20 protein-coding genes are annotated in these 15,548 nt (G+C 74.4%); 8 read left to right on the top strand and 12 right to left on the bottom strand.

The annotated features are described in order from the left end of the window. Window positions 1-55: 55 nt before the first annotated feature. A complete protein-coding gene (locus ACZ5HG_RS15745; RefSeq protein WP_464177995.1) occupies window positions 56-574 on the top strand; it encodes an HNH endonuclease in 519 nt (172 codons plus the stop codon). Between the two features lie 160 nt (window positions 575-734). Next, window positions 735-1,706 carry a universal stress protein gene (locus ACZ5HG_RS15740; RefSeq protein ID WP_464177993.1) on the top strand — a complete coding sequence of 324 codons (972 nt, stop codon included), beginning with the start codon at window positions 735-737 and terminating at the stop codon, window positions 1,704-1,706. A gap of 40 nt (window positions 1,707-1,746) precedes the next feature. Here ACZ5HG_RS15740 and ACZ5HG_RS15735 read toward each other — a convergent pair whose 3' ends face one another. Continuing rightward, window positions 1,747-2,226 (bottom strand): Lrp/AsnC family transcriptional regulator, encoded by a 480-nt coding sequence (locus tag ACZ5HG_RS15735; RefSeq protein WP_464177991.1) that lies wholly within the window; start codon window positions 2,224-2,226, stop codon window positions 1,747-1,749. 548 nt (window positions 2,227-2,774) lie between these two features. On the opposite strand from ACZ5HG_RS15735, the gene ACZ5HG_RS15730 reads away from it, so the two are divergent. Continuing rightward, window positions 2,775-3,830: a CAP domain-containing protein gene (locus ACZ5HG_RS15730; RefSeq protein ID WP_464177989.1), complete on the top strand. Its 1,056-nt coding sequence runs from the start codon at window positions 2,775-2,777 to the stop codon at window positions 3,828-3,830. Window positions 3,831-3,941: 111 nt separating this feature from the next. On the opposite strand, the gene rocD is transcribed toward ACZ5HG_RS15730, so the two are convergent. The 3 genes from rocD to ACZ5HG_RS15715 form a co-directional block, all read right to left on the bottom strand. Further along, window positions 3,942-5,165 (bottom strand): ornithine--oxo-acid transaminase, encoded by a 1,224-nt coding sequence (rocD, locus tag ACZ5HG_RS15725; protein ID WP_464177987.1) that lies wholly within the window; start codon window positions 5,163-5,165, stop codon window positions 3,942-3,944. A gap of 67 nt (window positions 5,166-5,232) precedes the next feature. Then, a complete protein-coding gene (gene ddaH / locus ACZ5HG_RS15720; RefSeq protein ID WP_464177985.1) occupies window positions 5,233-6,060 on the bottom strand; it encodes a dimethylargininase in 828 nt (275 codons plus the stop codon). A gap of 94 nt (window positions 6,061-6,154) precedes the next feature. Next, entirely contained in the window at window positions 6,155-6,781 is a 627-nt protein-coding gene (locus ACZ5HG_RS15715) for an SRPBCC family protein (protein ID WP_464177982.1), read from the bottom strand. A 101-nt stretch (window positions 6,782-6,882) separates the two neighbouring features. Between ACZ5HG_RS15715 and ACZ5HG_RS15710 the strand changes: the two genes are divergently transcribed. After that, window positions 6,883-7,875, top strand: coding sequence for an aldo/keto reductase (locus ACZ5HG_RS15710; protein ID WP_464177980.1), 993 nt, complete (start codon window positions 6,883-6,885; stop codon window positions 7,873-7,875). 45 nt (window positions 7,876-7,920) lie between these two features. On the opposite strand, the gene ACZ5HG_RS15705 is transcribed toward ACZ5HG_RS15710, so the two are convergent. Together ACZ5HG_RS15705 and ACZ5HG_RS15700 are read right to left on the bottom strand one after the other, a co-directional pair. Next, window positions 7,921-8,721, bottom strand: coding sequence for a hypothetical protein (locus ACZ5HG_RS15705; protein WP_464177977.1), 801 nt, complete (start codon window positions 8,719-8,721; stop codon window positions 7,921-7,923). Then, a complete protein-coding gene (locus tag ACZ5HG_RS15700) occupies window positions 8,718-9,191 on the bottom strand; it encodes an OsmC family protein (protein WP_464177975.1) in 474 nt (157 codons plus the stop codon). The genes ACZ5HG_RS15705 and ACZ5HG_RS15700 overlap by 4 nt, the downstream gene beginning before the upstream one ends. Before the next feature lie 190 nt (window positions 9,192-9,381). On the opposite strand from ACZ5HG_RS15700, the gene ACZ5HG_RS15695 reads away from it, so the two are divergent. Beyond that, entirely contained in the window at window positions 9,382-10,569 is a 1,188-nt protein-coding gene (locus ACZ5HG_RS15695) for a sensor domain-containing phosphodiesterase (protein WP_464177972.1), read from the top strand. A gap of 111 nt (window positions 10,570-10,680) precedes the next feature. Next, window positions 10,681-11,697, top strand: coding sequence for a phosphotransferase family protein (locus ACZ5HG_RS15690; protein ID WP_464177970.1), 1,017 nt, complete (start codon window positions 10,681-10,683; stop codon window positions 11,695-11,697). Window positions 11,698-11,705: 8 nt separating this feature from the next. Here the strand turns inward: ACZ5HG_RS15690 and ACZ5HG_RS15685 are convergent, their stop codons facing one another. Genes ACZ5HG_RS15685 through ACZ5HG_RS15670 form a run of 4 tightly spaced genes read right to left on the bottom strand, consistent with a single transcriptional unit; the run spans window position 11,706 to window position 13,277 of the window. Continuing rightward, window positions 11,706-11,903: a hypothetical protein gene (locus tag ACZ5HG_RS15685; RefSeq protein WP_464177968.1), complete on the bottom strand. Its 198-nt coding sequence runs from the start codon at window positions 11,901-11,903 to the stop codon at window positions 11,706-11,708. Then, window positions 11,900-12,214 (bottom strand): hypothetical protein, encoded by a 315-nt coding sequence (locus ACZ5HG_RS15680; RefSeq protein WP_464177966.1) that lies wholly within the window; start codon window positions 12,212-12,214, stop codon window positions 11,900-11,902. Before ACZ5HG_RS15680 ends, ACZ5HG_RS15685 begins: the two co-directional genes overlap by 4 nt. Continuing rightward, on the bottom strand, window positions 12,211-12,930 hold the full coding sequence (locus ACZ5HG_RS15675; protein ID WP_464177964.1) for a hypothetical protein: 720 nt from the start codon (window positions 12,928-12,930) through the stop codon (window positions 12,211-12,213). Before ACZ5HG_RS15675 ends, ACZ5HG_RS15680 begins: the two co-directional genes overlap by 4 nt. Beyond that, window positions 12,927-13,277, bottom strand: a complete 351-nt coding sequence (locus ACZ5HG_RS15670) for a hypothetical protein (RefSeq protein WP_464177962.1) — start codon at window positions 13,275-13,277, stop codon at window positions 12,927-12,929. The genes ACZ5HG_RS15675 and ACZ5HG_RS15670 overlap by 4 nt, the downstream gene beginning before the upstream one ends. 119 nt (window positions 13,278-13,396) lie before the next feature. Between ACZ5HG_RS15670 and ACZ5HG_RS15665 the strand changes: the two genes are divergently transcribed. Beyond that, on the top strand, window positions 13,397-13,708 hold the full coding sequence (locus tag ACZ5HG_RS15665; protein WP_464177960.1) for a hypothetical protein: 312 nt from the start codon (window positions 13,397-13,399) through the stop codon (window positions 13,706-13,708). Window positions 13,709-13,711: 3 nt separating this feature from the next. Here ACZ5HG_RS15665 and ACZ5HG_RS15660 read toward each other — a convergent pair whose 3' ends face one another. Then, complete coding sequence (locus ACZ5HG_RS15660) at window positions 13,712-14,314, bottom strand: TetR/AcrR family transcriptional regulator (RefSeq protein WP_464177958.1); 603 nt, start codon at window positions 14,312-14,314, stop codon at window positions 13,712-13,714. 52 nt (window positions 14,315-14,366) lie between these two features. After that, window positions 14,367-14,996 carry a GNAT family N-acetyltransferase gene (locus ACZ5HG_RS15655; RefSeq protein WP_464177956.1) on the bottom strand — a complete coding sequence of 210 codons (630 nt, stop codon included), beginning with the start codon at window positions 14,994-14,996 and terminating at the stop codon, window positions 14,367-14,369. Between the two features lie 287 nt (window positions 14,997-15,283). On the opposite strand from ACZ5HG_RS15655, the gene ACZ5HG_RS15650 reads away from it, so the two are divergent. Next, the gene (locus tag ACZ5HG_RS15650) at window positions 15,284-15,538 is read left to right on the top strand and encodes a hypothetical protein (protein ID WP_464177954.1); all 255 of its coding nucleotides are present in this window, start codon (window positions 15,284-15,286) and stop codon (window positions 15,536-15,538) included. Window positions 15,539-15,548 lie beyond the last annotated feature (10 nt).

The raw sequence follows: 15,548 nt of genomic DNA, 5'->3' as shown, positions 1-15,548 counted from the left end.
CACCCAGCGGGCCCGCCAGCCAGGCGGGTCCCCTGTCTGGATCATGGAGTACGCCGTGCTGCTTGCCTCGACGTCGTCCCCCCGGACGCTTCTGCTCAACGCCAGCCTCGAGCCCCTCTGCGTGGTCAGCCTGCCGCGCGCCGTGACGCTCGTCCTCCAGGGCAAGGCGACCGTGCTGGAGAGCGGGGGAGCGGCCCTGCACTCCGAGCGCTCCTCCGTGCCGCTGCCGGTCGTGCTGTGCCTGACCCGCTACGTGCACGTGCCGGTGCGCCGTCCGCAGCCGCCGACCCGCCGCACGGTGCTGCAGCGGGACGACCACCGCTGCGCCTACTGCGGCTCCCACGCCGACACGGTGGACCACGTGCACCCGCGCTCGCGCGGCGGTCGGCACGAGTGGAGCAACGTGGTGGCCGCCTGCCGCCGGTGCAACCACCGCAAGGCCGACCGCCTGCTGCACGAGATCGGCTGGGAGCTGCCGTACGTGCCGCGCCCTCCCCGGGGCGCCGCGGCGTTCCTGCGCGGCACGGTGGCGGACGAGCCGGCGTGGGGCGCGTACCTGGCCCCGGCCGCCTGACCGGTCGGCCTCTCCGGTCGCCCCGCGCCGCACGACGACGCGTCGCGCGGCGCTGCCTGCACCAAGCAGATACCAAGGGATCCCCACGTCGTGCCCCGCGGGACGTGCGCTCCTGGCATGATCGGAGCAGACTGGTCAGGAGTTCGCAGGGAGGTCGGAAGTGAACCGTGACGCGGAGATCCTCGTCGGTGTGGACGGGTCGGCGGCGAGCATGCTCGCCCTGGACTGGGCGGCTGCGGAGGCGCGGACCCGAGGGCGTGCGCTGCACGTGATCTGCTCCTACACGCTGCCGTCCTTCACGGCGGCCTCGCTGGACGGCGGCTACGCGGCGCTGGACGACAGCGCGATCCAGGCGGGTGCCGAGGCGGTGCTGGCCGAGGCGCGGCAGCGCGTGGGCGACCTCCCGGTGGAGGTGCGCACGACGGTCGCCACCGGCGACGCCGCGGCGGTGCTGGTGGAGATGTCCAAGGACGTCTCGCTGGCGGTGGTCGGCACCCGGGGCAAGGGCGGGTTCGCCGACCGGCTGCTCGGCACGGTGTCCTCGACGCTGCCGGCGCACGCGCACTGCCCGACCGTGGTGGTCCCGCTGCGGGACAGCCGGCGCGGTGGTGTGGTGCAGCGCGACGAGTCGGTGCCGGTGGTGCGGCCGGTGCGCAAGATCGTGGTCGGCGTGGACGGGTCCCCGCAGGCGGACCTGGCGCTGCGCTACGCGATCTCCGAGGCGAAGGCCTGGGGCGCGGAGCTGACCGCCGTCGCGGGCGTGCCGGTGGGCGCGGGTGCGGGCGTGATGGCGTGGCTGCCGGCGACGATCGACCAGGCGCAGGTGCTGGCGGACGTCACCGAGGGGCTGAACGTCGTGGTGGACCGTGCGCTGGCCGGGGAGACCGACCTGACCGTCCGCCGGACGGTGCTGGACGGCACCGGGGCCGAGCTGCTGACGGAGTTCTCGGCGGCGACGGACCTGATCGTGGTGGGCTCGCGCGGGCGCGGCGGGTTCACCGGTCTGCTGCTCGGATCGACCAGCCAGGCGGTGCTGCACCACGCGGCATGCCCGGTGATGGTGGTGACCAACCGGTGCCTGGAGCGGGTGACCGCCGCGGAGGAGCAGGGCGGGGCGACCGCGCAGGGCTGATCGCCGCGCCGGTCCCGGCCGCAGGCGCTGCCGCCGCGCGTCAGACAGCGGGCGGCGGCGGCACGTCCGGCCGGCGCAGCAGCGCCGAGAGCACGATGGTCGACCGGGTGCGCGAGACGAAGGGCTCGGCGGCCAGCCGCTCGACCACCTGCTCGAGGTGGCGCATGTCGCGAGCGCGCACCTGCACCACCACGTCGACGTCGCCGGTGACGGTGCTGGCGGCGACGACCTCGGGGTAGTGCTCAACGGCGGCGCGCATGGTGGCCGGGCTCGTGGAGCCGTGGCAGAACAGCTCGATGAACGCCTCGGTGGCCCAGCCGAGGGCGGCGGGGTCGAGCAGCACGGTGAAGCCGCGCACCACGCCACGGTCGCGCAGCCGGTCGACGCGTCGCTTCACGGCGGGGGCGGACAGGGCGACGACGGCGCCGATGTCGGCGTAGGAGGCGCGGGCGTCGACCGCGAGCTCCCGCAGGATCGCCTCGTCGATCGGGTCGAGCCCGCCGGTGTAGGAGTGCGCCACGGGCCCATCCTCCCGCACCGGCGCACCCCCCTCCACGCCAGCCGGAGGTACACTCGAAGCCCGGATCCCGCGCGTCGGAGGGCCCGGACGTGCGACCACCGGGTGAGACCGATCGTGCAGACCTCCGACGACGCTGCGCCGAACGGGTGAACGGGTGCGGGTGAAGCGGCTGGTCCGGGAGGGTCGCCCGTTCGGGTGATCCTCGTCGCGCCGCCCATCCGCCACAGTCGGTCCGCGACGCGCGGAGCGACCTGCGAGCCGGTCCCGTCCGAGCGGTCGGTCGGTATCGGGACACCCGTCCGGCAGCAGCCGGGAGTGCCCGGTTCTGCCCTGTTCTGTCCGTGCGCGGATCCCGTGATCACCCGTGGGTGAACGCTCACACGCAGTGTTCAGCGCTTTCCCGGGGGCGTCGATGAGGTCCGTGACAGGGGGCCAGAACGAGAGGAAAGAGGATGACGGTTCAGCACCAGGCCCCGGGCGTCGCATCTACGCCCCCGGCCCCTCGCCAGGCCCCCACGACGACGCTTCCCACGCTTCGTCCGACGGTCGTGCCCGGCACGCTGCCCACGCAGCGCGCTCTGCTCACCCAGAACGTGCCGACGCAGAGCACCCCGCCCGCCCCGCACGACGAGACGTCCGCGCCGCGCCACCCGCGCCGCACGGCCGCCCTCGTGGTCGGTTCCAGCGTCCTGCTGCTCGGCGCGCTCGTCGCCGGCATCGCGATCAAGCTGGACCGCGACGCCGAGGCCGCCGCCTGGGCCGCCGCGGAGGGACGGGTCGCGGCCGACGTCGCCGCCCGGCAGGCCGACGAGGGGTTCTTCGCCGAGCGTGCCGCCGCGGTGACCGTGGCGGACTACGACGCCCTGGTGGCCGCTGCGGTCGCGCAGGCCGGCACGGTGGTCTCCGACGCCCAGGGCACGCTCGCGGCGTCCCCGCACGCGGGCGACCAGAACCTGGCCGCGCTGCAGCAGGCGGCGGACGCGGTGTCCGCCTCGGCGGCGAGCGTCGGCAAGGGCACCAGCCTCGCGGCGCTCCGCGCGTCGCAGCAGGCCGTCCAGACGTCCCAGCAGGCCGCCGCCGAGGCGCAGGCCGTCTGGCAGGCCGCCGAGGACGCCCGGATCGCCGCCGAGCGTGCCGCCGCCGAGCAGGCCGCTGCCGCTGCCGCCGCGCAGCGTTCGTCCTCCCGGCAGTCCGCCCCGCGCGCCGCGCGCAGCACCGGGTCCGCCCCGGCCGCTGCCGCCGCTGCACCTGCGGCCGCTCCGGCGTCCTCCTGGGCGGCCGGGGTGGAGTCCTACGGGATCTCCGGCCTCGGTGCGGCGATCAACGCGCAGCGGGCCGCCAACGGTCTGCCGGCGCTGTCCGTCACCGGGTCCAGCACGATGGCGAACCACGCCGCCGAGATGGCGGCGGCGGGGAGCATCTGGCACTCCGGCAGCGACCACATCGTCGGCTGGGTGCAGCCGGCGAGCGCCGAGCAGATGATCCAGGCGTACATGAACTCGCCCGCGCACCGCGCGTGGATCCTCAAGGAGGGCAAGTCCACGGTGTCGATCGGTGCGGTGACCTACAACGGTCGCCTGTACACCGCGATGGTCTTCTCCTGACCGTCGGGCACGGCACCGTCTGAAGCCGGCGAGGCCGGTCGTGCGCAGGGGGCCCTGCGCACGACCGGCCTCGTCATGTCCGGGCCGTCACCGGTCCGGGCGGGCGGCGCCTCAGCGCAGCGCCTGCCCGAGACGGTCCATCGCCAGGTCCAGGTCCTCCCGCTCGACCACCAGCGGCGGGGCCAGGCGGATCGTGGCGCCGTGGGTGTCCTTGACCAGCACGCCGAGGTCGAGCAGCCGCTCGCTCAGAGCCCGTCCGGAGGTGCGCGCCGGGTCGAGGTCCACGCCCGCCCACAGCCCGACGGTGCGGGTGCGCTCCACCAGCCCGGCCTCGACCAGGGTGGCCAGCCGCTCGCGCAGGTGCAGGCCGAGCACGCGGGCCCGCTCCTGGAACGTCCCGGGGCGCAGCAGGTCGATCACGGCGAGCGCCACCGCGCAGGCCAGCGGGTTGCCGCCGAAGGTCGAGCCGTGGCTGCCGGCGGTGAGCACCCCCAGCACGTCCGGGCGCCCGACCACCGCGGACACCGGCACCACGCCGCCGCCGAGCGCCTTGCCGAGCGTCACCAGGTCGGCCCGCACGCCCCACAGCTCCAGCGCGAAGGTCGTGCCGGTGCGGCCCAGCCCGGACTGCACCTCGTCCGCCACCAGCAGCACGTCCGCCTGCGTGCAGATCTCCCGCACGGCGGGCCAGTAGGTGTCCGGGGGGATCACCACGCCCTGCTCGCCCTGGATCGGCTCGAGCAGCACGGCCACGGTGGTCTCGTCGATCGCCGCGCGGATCGCCTCGGCGTCGCCGAACGGCACCACCCGGAAGCCGGGCGTGTAGGGGCCGAAGCCGGCGCGGGCCTCCTCGTCGGTGGAGAAGGAGACGATCGTCGTGGTGCGCCCGTGGAAGTTGCCGGCGGCGACCACGATCGTGGCCTGCTCCGGGGCGACGCCCTTCACCTCGTAGCCCCAGCGGCGGGCGGTCTTGACGGCGGTCTCCACCGCCTCGGCGCCGGTGTTCATCGGCAGCACCATCGGCGCGGCGTCCGGGCCGGCCCCGGCGACCACCGGGCGCGCCAGCTCGGACAGCGCGTCCGCGAAGGGGTGCAGCAGATCGTGGTCGAACGCCCGGGACGACAGGGTCAGCCGGTCGAGCTGCGCCCGCGCCGCGGCGATCAGCGCCGGGTGCCGGTGACCGAAGTTCAGCGCGGAGTACCCGGCGAGCATGTCCAGGTACGTGCGGCCCGCGGTGTCCCGCACCCAGGCGCCCTCGCCGGTGGCGAGCGTGACCGGCAGCGGGTGGTAGTTCGGGGCGAGCGTGGCCTGCGGAGCGGGGAGCGTGGCGGTCATGGGCACCTCGACGGGTCGGGAGCCTGCCCGGCGGGCCTGCGACCCGCCGGGGCACGGCTCGGCGGGGTCAGCGGGCGGGTCGGATCTCCAGGGTGCAGCACTTGGCGCCGCCGCCACCCTTGAGCAGCTCGCTGGTGTCGACCGGGTGCGGGCGGAAGCCGTGCGCGGTCAGCTGGGCGGCCAGGTCGACCGCGCCGGGGGCGACGATCACGTTGAGGTTGTCGCTCACCGCGTTCAGACCCAGGCAGGCGGCGTCGGCCTCGGTGGCGATCAGCGCGTCCGGGAACCGGCGCTCCAGCTCCGCGCGGGAGTCGGCGGAGAACGCCGGCGGGTAGTAGGCGACCAGCGGGGCGGCGGCGTCGGAGACGATCACGGCCAGCGCGGTGTCCAGGTGGTAGTAGTGCGGGTCGACCAGCTCGAGCGAGACGACCTCACGACCGGTGAGCGCGGCGAGCTCGCGGTGGGCGGCGCGGTCGGTGCGGAAGCCGGTGCCGGCCAGCAGCACGTCACCGACGGACAGGATGTCGCCCTCGCCCTCGTTGATCTGCTCGGCGGTGTGGGTGAGGAAGCCGTGGTCCGCGAACCACTTCTCGTAGGCCGGGCCCTCGGGCTGGCGCTCCGGGTAGGTGAACTTCGCGGAGTAGACCAGGCCGTCGACCACGGTGGCGCCGTTGGCGGCGTAGACCATGTCCGGCAGGCCCGGGATCGGGTCGATCGTCTCGACCGTGTGCCCGAGCGACAGGTAGGTGTCGCGCAGGGTGCGCCACTGCTGCACGGCCAGGTCCGCGTCGGTGTATCGCGTCGAGTCCATCCACGGGTTGATCTCGTAGGACACCGTGTAGTGCGTGGGCTCGCACATCAGGTAGCGGCGCGGGGTCGGCTGCGGGGTGGTCATGCGCGAGGGCTCCTCGGGGGCGGTGGATCCGGGAGACGGGACCGCGTCGTCGAGGGCACGTCCCGATGAGCCTACGAGCCGATCGACGCCCCGATCAGTCCGTGCCGTTGCGCGGGTGCCCGCAGTTCGTTGCGTGGATCGGCGTTCTGGCGGCGATCTGTTGCGTGGCGATCGGGGCAGCCTCGTCCTCCTCCGGGCGGGGGCGTCCGGCGGCGAGCCGCTGCGCCTCACGCAGCATCCGGCGCAGGACCAGCGTCACCATGAGGTCCAGCAGCACCGCGCCGATCCACGAGGTCGCCGCCCGGGGCAGCCCGCGCAGGTGCACCGACTCCGACCAGGTCACCCGCGAGCAGCCCGGCGCGACCGGCTCGACCTCGATCCGGGCGGTGCCCAGGATCACCGGGCCGAGCTTCACGAACACGGCGACACCCGGCACCGGGTCCAGCGGGCACTCGTAGCGCTCGACGCGCATCCGGTCGACCAGCCCCGGCCAGCCCCGACGGGCACCCGGCCCCGAGACGGCCATGACGAGGTCGCCGACCTGCGGCTCCGCGTCCGGCGCCACCGGGCCGTCCCGGCCGTCCAGCCCGACCCGGGTCAGCGGCACCCAGCGCGTGTGGTGGCGGGCGTCGGCCACCAGCGGCCACGCCTCGGTCGCGTCCAGCGGCAGCATCCGCGAGACGCGTGCGGTCGGCCCCCGTCCGGGGTCCAGCTCGATCACTCGGTGGTCTCCTGTCGTCGCCCGTGCGTGCGCGGGGGAGACCGGACCCCCTGCCCGCGTCGCACCATTGTCGCGCCTGAGAGGCCGATACGCTCGGAGCCATGCGGACGAGGATGTTGGGCAGGACGGGTCATGAGGTCTCGGTGGTCGGTCTGGGCTGCTGGCAGCTGGGCGCGGACTGGGGCGAGGTGGCCGAGGGCGACGCGCTCGCGGTGCTCACCGCGGCCGCCGAGGCCGGGGTGACGTTCTTCGACACCGCCGACGTCTACGGCGCCGGACGCTCCGAGCGGCTGGTCGGCCGCTACCTCGCCGCGCTGCCCGCCGAGGCGCCCCGCCCGTTCGTCGCCACCAAGATGGGTCGGCGTGCCGACCCGCACGTCGCCGAGGCGTACACCCTGGACGCGTTCCGGGCGTGGACCGACCGCTCGCGCACGAACCTCGGTGTCGACACCCTCGACCTGGTGCAGCTGCACTGCCCGCCGACCGCCGTGCTCGGCCGCGACGCCACCGACGACGCCCTGGACACGCTGGTCGCCGAGGGGCGCGTCGCCGCCTACGGCGTCTCGGTGGAGACGGTGGACGAGGCGCTGACCGCCATCGCCCGCCCGCACGTGGCCAGCGTGCAGATCATCCTCAACGCCTTCCGGCGCAAGCCGCTGGAGCGGGTGCTGCCCGCCGCCGCCGAGGCGGGGGTCGGCATCGTCGCGCGGGTGCCGCTGGCCAGCGGGCTGCTGTCCGGGCGGTACACCGAGCAGACCACCTTCGCGCCGACCGACCACCGCGCCTTCAACCGGCACGGCGAGGCCTTCGACGTCGGCGAGACGTTCTCCGGCGTGCCCTACGAGGTCGGGGTCGCCGCCGCCCGCGAGGTCGCCGCGCTCACGCCCGCCGGGGCGAGCACCGCGCAGGTCGCGCTGCGCTGGATCATCGACCAGCCGGGGGTGAGCACCGTGATCCCCGGGGCGCGCAGCCCCGAGCAGGCGCGGGCCAACGCGGGCGCGGACGTGATCGACCCGCTGGACGCGACCACGCTGGACGGGCTGCGCCGGGTGTACGACGAGCGGGTGCGGGAGCACGTGCACGACCGCTGGTGAGCGGCGGGGGCGGGCCCGGGGCGGCGGTGCGAGCGGGCGGTGCGGTCAGCGCACCTCGTGCCAGCCGTCCGTCGGCGCCGCGGCGCGGGCGTCCGGGGCCTCCGATCCGCCGGCGCCCGACCCCTCGATCACCAGGCGCGGCGCCGCGCCGGTCTCCACCACCTGCACCAGGCCGACGAACTCCGGCGGCGGCGGCCCGAACGCCGACCGCGCCCCGGTGACCACCGTGCGCCCCAGCGCCCGCGCCCCGGTCACGCCGATCACCGCGCCGATGCCGAAGGGCACCAGGCGGCCGACGGCCAGACCGCTCTGCCGGGCGAGCTGACGGCGCAGCAGCTGGCGGGTGAGCCGCGAGTTGACCCGCTTGATCGTGCCGGTCGGCATCCGGGTCAGCAGCACCCGGGCGATCCGCACCCCGCGCAGGCCGGTCAGCGCGCCCTCGTCGGCGATCGCCTTCGCCCCGGACTCGCCGAGGATCGTCGCCAGCAGCAGCGCCCGGCGCCGCTCGGCGTCGTGCACCTCGATCCCGTGCACGCTCGCCACCGCCAGCGCGAAGGCCGCCGACGCCCCGAAGAACGTCGCGACGTCCCCCACGGTCAGCGCCAGCGCCACGCCGGTCCCCACCGCGGGGGCCGCCGCCGCGGCACCGACCGCACCGCCGGTGCCCTGCACGACCAGCAGGTACTCCTTCTCCAGCAGCGCGACGACCTCCGCCGGCCCGGCCTCCGGGTGGCGGCGCCGGACCTGGGCCACGTGCGCGTGGATCGTCGCGGACGGGATCGTGACGGCGCGGTCCAGCGCCGCCGCGACCAGCCGCGCCGGTCCCGCACCCGTGAGCGGGCTCACTCGCCCGTGACCTCGAGGTCCACCGTGGCGCCCTGCTTGACCGTGCGGCCGACCGTGCAGTGCTCGTCGATCGCGCGGTGCACCACGCGCAGCAGCCGCTCGCGCTGGGTCTCGTCCAGCCCGGTCAGGTCGACCACCATCTGCTCGCGGATCGCGGTGTAGCGGTCCTCGGTGGGGTGGTTGTCGCCGTCCACGTGGATCGTCACCGCGACGTCGTCGCCGAGACGGTGGCTGAGCGCCGTGTCCGCGCTCATGCCGGAGCAGCCGGCCAGCGCGATCTTCAGCAGCTCGCCGGGGGTGAACACCGCACCGGCGGACACCGGGCCCATCAGCACCTCGGCGCCGCGCGAGGAGCGTCCGGTGTAGGTACGGGTGCCGGTGCGCTCGACCCAGAGCCGGGTCGGCTGGTCGGCAGGAGCGGCGGGGGCGGGGATCGCGCCGGTTCCGGGCGCGGTGACAGGGGTCTCCATCCCCCGATCCTCACACGCCGGCGGGGCGTCGGCAGCGTGCTCTGCGCCACCCGACCGGATGGTGGACGTCGGTGTCCACGCTGCTCCGCTCGGGCGATTCACCCGGGTCCGGCTCGTGCCCGGCTGGCTGATGCCGATGCTCTCACTAGCATGACGTGATCGAGGTCATGGCTCGTCAGCGGGGGGCTGCATGAGTGTCACCGAGGACCGGGTCGCGCAGATCGACGACGAGCGTGACGTCCGGCAGATCCTGGCGCGGGTGCGCGAGCACCTGGGCATGGAGATCGCGTTCGTGTCCGCGTTCACCGGCGGTGACGAGGTCGTGCTCGCCACCAGCGGCGACCCGCGGCCGATGCGGCTGGTGGTCGGCAAGGGCCGGGGGATCGACGAGACGTACTGCGTGCGTGTGCTGTCCGGGGCGCTGCCGCCGGCGATCCCGGACGCCCGACGGCACCCGGTCACGCGCGAGCTCGCCGTCACCGCGGACCTCGGGATCGGCTCCTACGTCGGTGCGCCGCTGCGCGGCCCGGACGGGCGGCCGGTGGGGATGCTGTGCTGCCTGAGCCGGGGCGCGAACCCGCTGCTGGACGAGGACGCCGTGCGGATCATGGGTCTGGCGGCGGCGCTGGTCGAGGACCGGATGGGCTGCCTGGGCCTGCCGCACCGGCCGGCGGTCAGCGAGCGGGTGCGCCGGGTGCGCGCCCTGCTGGACACCCGCGACGTGCACATGGTCTACCAGCCGATCGTCCGGCTCGACACCCGCGAGACCGTCGCGCTGGAGGCGCTCGCACGCTTCGACGCCGCGGTGTTCCCCACGCCGGTGCACGCCTTCACCGCCGCCACGCAGGCCGGCCTGGGCGTCGAGCTCGAGCTGCTGGCCGTGGAGTCCGCGCTGGACCGGGTGGAGCAGCTCGGCCACCCCGCCTGGGTCGCGGTCAACCTGTCCGCCGAGGCGCTGCTGGACCCGCGCGCCGCCGCGCTGCTGCTGCCGCACGGCCCGGCGGTCGGCGTCGAGATCACCGAGCACACGCCGGTGCCCGACTACGGCGCGCTGGTCGAGGTCACCGAGGAGCTCAAGGCGCACGGGGTGCACGTCGCCGTGGACGACGCCGGCGCCGGGTTCTCCAGCCTGCGGCACGTGCTCCAGCTCCGGCCGACGGCGATCAAGCTCGACATCGAGCTGATCCGTGGGATCGACGCCGACCCCGTCCGGCAGGCCCTCACCCGGTCCGTGGACCTGTTCGCCGGGTCGATGGGATCGGTGCTCGTCGCGGAGGGCGTCGAGACCGAGCAGGAGTGCCGGACGCTGCGCGCGCTCGGCGTCCGGTACGGGCAGGGCTACCTGTTCGGGCGGCCCGCGGAGTGGCCCGCGGCCTGAGCGGCGTCTGACCTGCGCTACCGTGCCGATACGGACCATCTGGTCGGCATCGGCGCTCGCCCGCCGGAGCGCGGCCGGGTCCGGACCCGCGCCCCCACCGGAGAGGTCCCGATGCACAGCCGCACGAAGGTCGCCCTCGACCGCGCCGACCTGGAGACCGTCGTCCGCGAGGTGCTGGGCACCGCGTCACCGGTGGTGCGGGTGGAGGACCTCACCGACGGCATGTTCAACACCGCCGGCGCGATCACCCTCGCCGACGGCACGCAGGCCGTGCTGAAGGTCGCGCCGCCGCCCGACGTCCCGCTGCTGATCTACGAGCGCGACCTCATGCGCGCCGAGATCGACTTCTACCAGCGTGTCGCCGGCGTCGTCGCCGTGCCCGCCGTGCTCGGCGTCGACCTGTCCCGCACCCGCGTGCCCCGCGACCTGTTCCTCATGGAGCGCCTGCACGGCCGCCCGCTGCGCGCGGTCCGCCGGTCGCTGCCCGCCTCCGACCGTGCCGCCGTCCAGCACGAGCTCGGCGCCCTGGTCGGCCGGCTGCGCGCCGTCACCGGCACCCGCTTCGGCTACGACCGCCCGGACGGTGCGCTGTCCGCCGACACCTGGCCGGAGGCGTTCCGGCTCATGATGGCCGCCGTGCTCGACGACGCCGAGCGCTTCGGCGTGCGCCTGCCCTGGTCGCCGGACCGCGTGCTCGCGCTGGTCGACGCGGCCACCCCGGCGCTCGCGGTCGTCCGCGAACCCGTGCTCACGCACTTCGACCTGTGGGAGGGCAACGTCTTCGTCGTCCCGCACCAGGGCGGCCACCACATCGAGGCCGTGGTCGACGGCGAGCGCGCGTTCTGGGGCGACCCGCTCGCCGAGCTCGTCTCGACCTCCCTGTTCACCGACCCGCGCCGCGCCACCGACTTCCTCGCAGGCCTGGCCGAGGCCACCGGGCGGCCGCTGGTGTTCACCCCCGAGGTGCAGACCCGGCTCGGGCTGTACCGGGCGTACCTGTGCACGGTGATGGCCGTCGAGGGCGTGCCGCGCGGGTACCGCGGGGCGGAGGCGTTCGCGACCCGGCGGTTCGCGCTGTGGCGGCTGCGGGCGGAGCTGCGCGCGGTGGAGCGGCTGGTGCGGGGGTAGGGGCTGGCTCAGGCGCCGCGCTGGACCGCTGCGTCCAGCTCCGCGGGGGTCAGGAAGGGGGCGAGGTAGTCGCGACCCGGCGTCGCACCGATGCCGACAACCGCGGTAGCGGCCGGATCGAGCGTGAAGTCGGCGGCGCCGACCAGCGCCGCGAGGTGGGTGAAGGAGGAATCGTCGGTCGGCGGGGTGGGATGGCTTGTCGTCACGGCTCCTCCCTGCCCTGGCGGTGGCCGGCGCGATCACGCGACTCGCGCAGCACGGCCTCGCGCTGCGCGTCGGGCAGCTGGGCCCAGTGCTCGGCGAGGGCGGCAGCGGCCGGAGAGATCGCTGCGTCCCACTCCGGCGTGCGGGCAGCGTCTCGGAGCGATCGGCGTCCGCGCAGCACGTCGTCGAGGATCTGCCCGAACGGGCTCTGGGGATCTCGGTCGCGAAGCTCGACGAGCTGTCGGCGCAGGTGTCGGTCGAAGGCGGGATCGTTCGTGGTGATGCTCAGCAGAGGCTGGGATGAGTCGTTCACGGGACCTGCCTGTTGTCATATGCACCGGCGGGCAACGGGTGGGTCGCGAACCCGTGGATGGATCCCAGGTAGCCCGCGGCAAGACCGACCAGGGCGTCCACCATGGCCACCGCCCGTGCATGGACGCCGATGATCTCGAGCCAGAGCTGCACGGCCCGAGCGATGGAGTAGGCGGTCGCACCGCCACCGACGAGTCCGCCGACCACGGTCCACGAGGTCGACGCCGCGGCTGCCGCGCTGATGGCTGCGGCGATGGCGTAGTCGATCAGCATGCCGAGCAGACCGAGCAGGGTCTCCTGGGTCGACTTCATCCCCTGCGCGATGTTGTCGACCTCCCCGGCGATCGTGCGCAGCGGAGGGCCCTGCTCGTCCGTGGCCCTGGCCAGACGGCCGAGATACGCGAGTGCTGCCTCGGCGGCCTCGCCTTCCCACGCATCGCCGAGATCGCGGCGCGCGGCGATGAGCCCGGTGGCCATGGACTCGTGGAACTCCGCCAGGTGCTCCAACGCGGACGACGCTCGAGACATCCGCTCCCAGTCGCCGGAGACGCGAGCGGTCAGCCAGTCGGCGGGATTCATCCCGCAGACCTGGTCGAGGATCGCGACGAGCCAGGTGCTCGGCGCGACCAGGTCGGGGAAGTGCAGGAGCTGATCGACGATGTCAGGGATCGGTGCGGACGCGACGGGGGCGACGAGCGTTGCTTCCGGGTCGGTCATCGGGCTTCCTGCCGTCCCGACCCGAACTGCGTCGTCGCCTGGTAGTGATAGAGCCGGTCGAGCCTCGTGGCGGCCGCTTCATCGGTGGTGCGGTAGTGGGACGCGGTTGCGGCCAGCTCGGTGGCTGTCGCGGTGAGCAGGTCGCGCAGATGCGCCAGCTCGTCGTCCACGGCGCTCCGGATCTGGTCGAGGACCCCGATCGCCGAGACGAAGATCCCGCTGTCACCGAATCCGTCGAGGCCGACGTGGGCGTGCAGATAGGTCGTCGCCGAGGCTGTGGCCGGTGCGAGGTTCAGGAATGTGCTGCTGGCCTCGTCGATGCTGTCGATGTCGACCTGGAACGTCACGGTGCCTCCTCGATCGGATTCCTCGAACGTAGCGGTGATCCGGATCGTCCAGACGTGCCGTGCGTAGTTTTCGACATGCCCGAGCCTGGAGCGGTGCTTCGTGTCGTTACCGTGCTTCCGTGGCCATTCCTCGGAAGTTCACCGGCCGGCGCCTGCTGGCGGTCCGCCTCTCCTGCGTCGGGGTCTTCGGTGCTGTCGCGCTGGCGATGGCGGGCGTGCTGATCTCGCACCCGAGCTGGCAGGGAGCTGTCGCGGTCATGTGCTTCGGAGCGTGCGCCGTCCTGACCTGGGTGATGCTCGGCAGGTGGGTGGAGCCGTTCACGCCCGGCGTGCGTCCGTCGGAGTACCTGCTGGCCACCGGGATCAATCTGCTGATCGTCGCGCTGTTCGCCCTCGGTGCCTGGACCTTCTCGCTCACACCGCCGGGCTGACGCTCACCGCGCGACGGCCGCCAGCCCCTCCGCGAGCAGGTCCACCGTCGCCCGTGCCGCCGCGTCGTCGCGGGTGCTGAGCCAGGAGGCCGCGATCCCGGTCGACGCCGACACCAGCGCGTGCGCGAGGGTGCGCAGGTCGACCGCGACGCGGGTGCCGCTGGTCTCCTGCCAGGTGTGGAGCATGGTCTCGGCGTGGTCGACGTAGGCGGTCTGCTCGCGGAGCGCGAGGTGCGCGAGGTCGGGGGTGCGTGCGGCGACGTCCACCAGCTCGGCGGTGAGCAGGTGGTACTCGGGGTCGGTGCGGACCCGGTCGAGCAGGGCGTGCAGGGCGGCGGCGATGCCGGAGCGCAGGTCGTCAGCGGTGCCGACGGCGTCCCAGGCCTGGCGCAGGGAGGCGTCGAGCTCGCGGTCGAGGAGTGCGGCGAACAGCTCCTCCTTGCTGCGGAAGCAGTAGTGGAACACCCCGTGCGGCACGCCGGCGCGCTCGGTGATCGCGCGGGTGGTGGCGGCGGCGATGCCACCGGTGCGCATGACGTCGACGGCGGCGTCGAGGAGCTGCTCCCGGCGCTCGGCGGCGGGCAGGTGCTGGCGGGTTCGGGTCACGGGGTCGATCATCCCGGACGACCTGCGGTCGGCGGGTGTGCGACGGGCACGCTCAGCGGGCTCCGGCGGCGACGAGCACCGCGGCGGGCCGCCACATGGAGATCGGTGCGGGGCCGCCGAAGCCGGGCACGGGGCCGAGGGAGGTGAAGCCGTGCCGGGCGTAGAGGGCGGCGGAGCGGTCGGTGGACGCCTCCAGGTAGGCGGGGGAGGTGCCGATCTGGCGCAGCCGGTGGTCGAGCAGCGCGGAGCCGACGCCGCGCCCCTGCCCGGTGGCGTCCACGCCGATCGCCTTGAGGTACCAGTGCGGCTCGGCGGGGCGGGCCGCCTCCATCAGGGCCTCGACCCGGGCGCCGCCGCGCAGTCCGGTCAGGCCGAAGGCGCGCAGGTAGCAGCCGAGGTCGGCGATCGTGTCGCCGAGCCGGGTGCCCGGTCGGGTGCGCGGGGAGCCCCAGACGGCGACCCCGAGCACCGCCGGCGCACCCTCCTCGCGGGCGAGGTCGACCAGCCCGGAGCGCAGGCCGCCGCGGACGATCGCGCGCAGCAGGTGGGACAGGCGCTCGGTGCGGGTGGCCTCGGGGCCGCCGAGCATCCCGGACATGACGGCATCGGTGCGGAACGCGTGGGTGAGGACGCGGACGGCCTCGTCGGTGTGGGCGGGTGCGGCGGGGCTGATGACGATCACGGTGGCCTCCTCGGACCGGGCTGGTGGCACCACGGTGCGTCGATCTGGCCATACGACCAAGTCATCTGGCCAAATTGCTCGGATCAGATCGGTGGCGCACAGCCGGCTCGGACCGATCCCGCCCGCGCGTGAGTGGAAACCCCTACGCGGGCGCTCGCGCTCCGCGATCGGTCGTTACGGTCCCTTCGAGGGGAGCGTCGTCCGGCGTTCTCTCAGGTCAAGGGCGACGCGGAGGGCGGAGCAGGTCCCGCCCGCCGACCGATCGTTCGACTCTGTGAGGACTCGCCGTGGCTGACCTGGTGATCGACGCTCCCGCCATCCGTGATGCCGGTTCCGGTATCCGTGATGTCTCGCGGATGATGCCCGACCCGGGGTGGGGGCCGTCGTGCGCGAGCGGGTCGGCGGATGTCGATGCGGCGTTGCGCGCGCTGACCCCGATCGTGGTGAACCAGCTGCTGGGTGCCGCGGGGGAGATGTTCCGGATCGGTCAGGGGACTGCTGATGCGGTGCAGGTGTTCCTCGAGACCGACGCGGCGATCTGAGGGGGTTGGC

The sequence above is a fragment of the Cellulomonas sp. GTC20042 genome (genome assembly GCF_055389595.1).
Note: the sequence above shows the minus strand (reverse complement) of the source record. Positions and strands in the feature narration are given on the sequence as shown.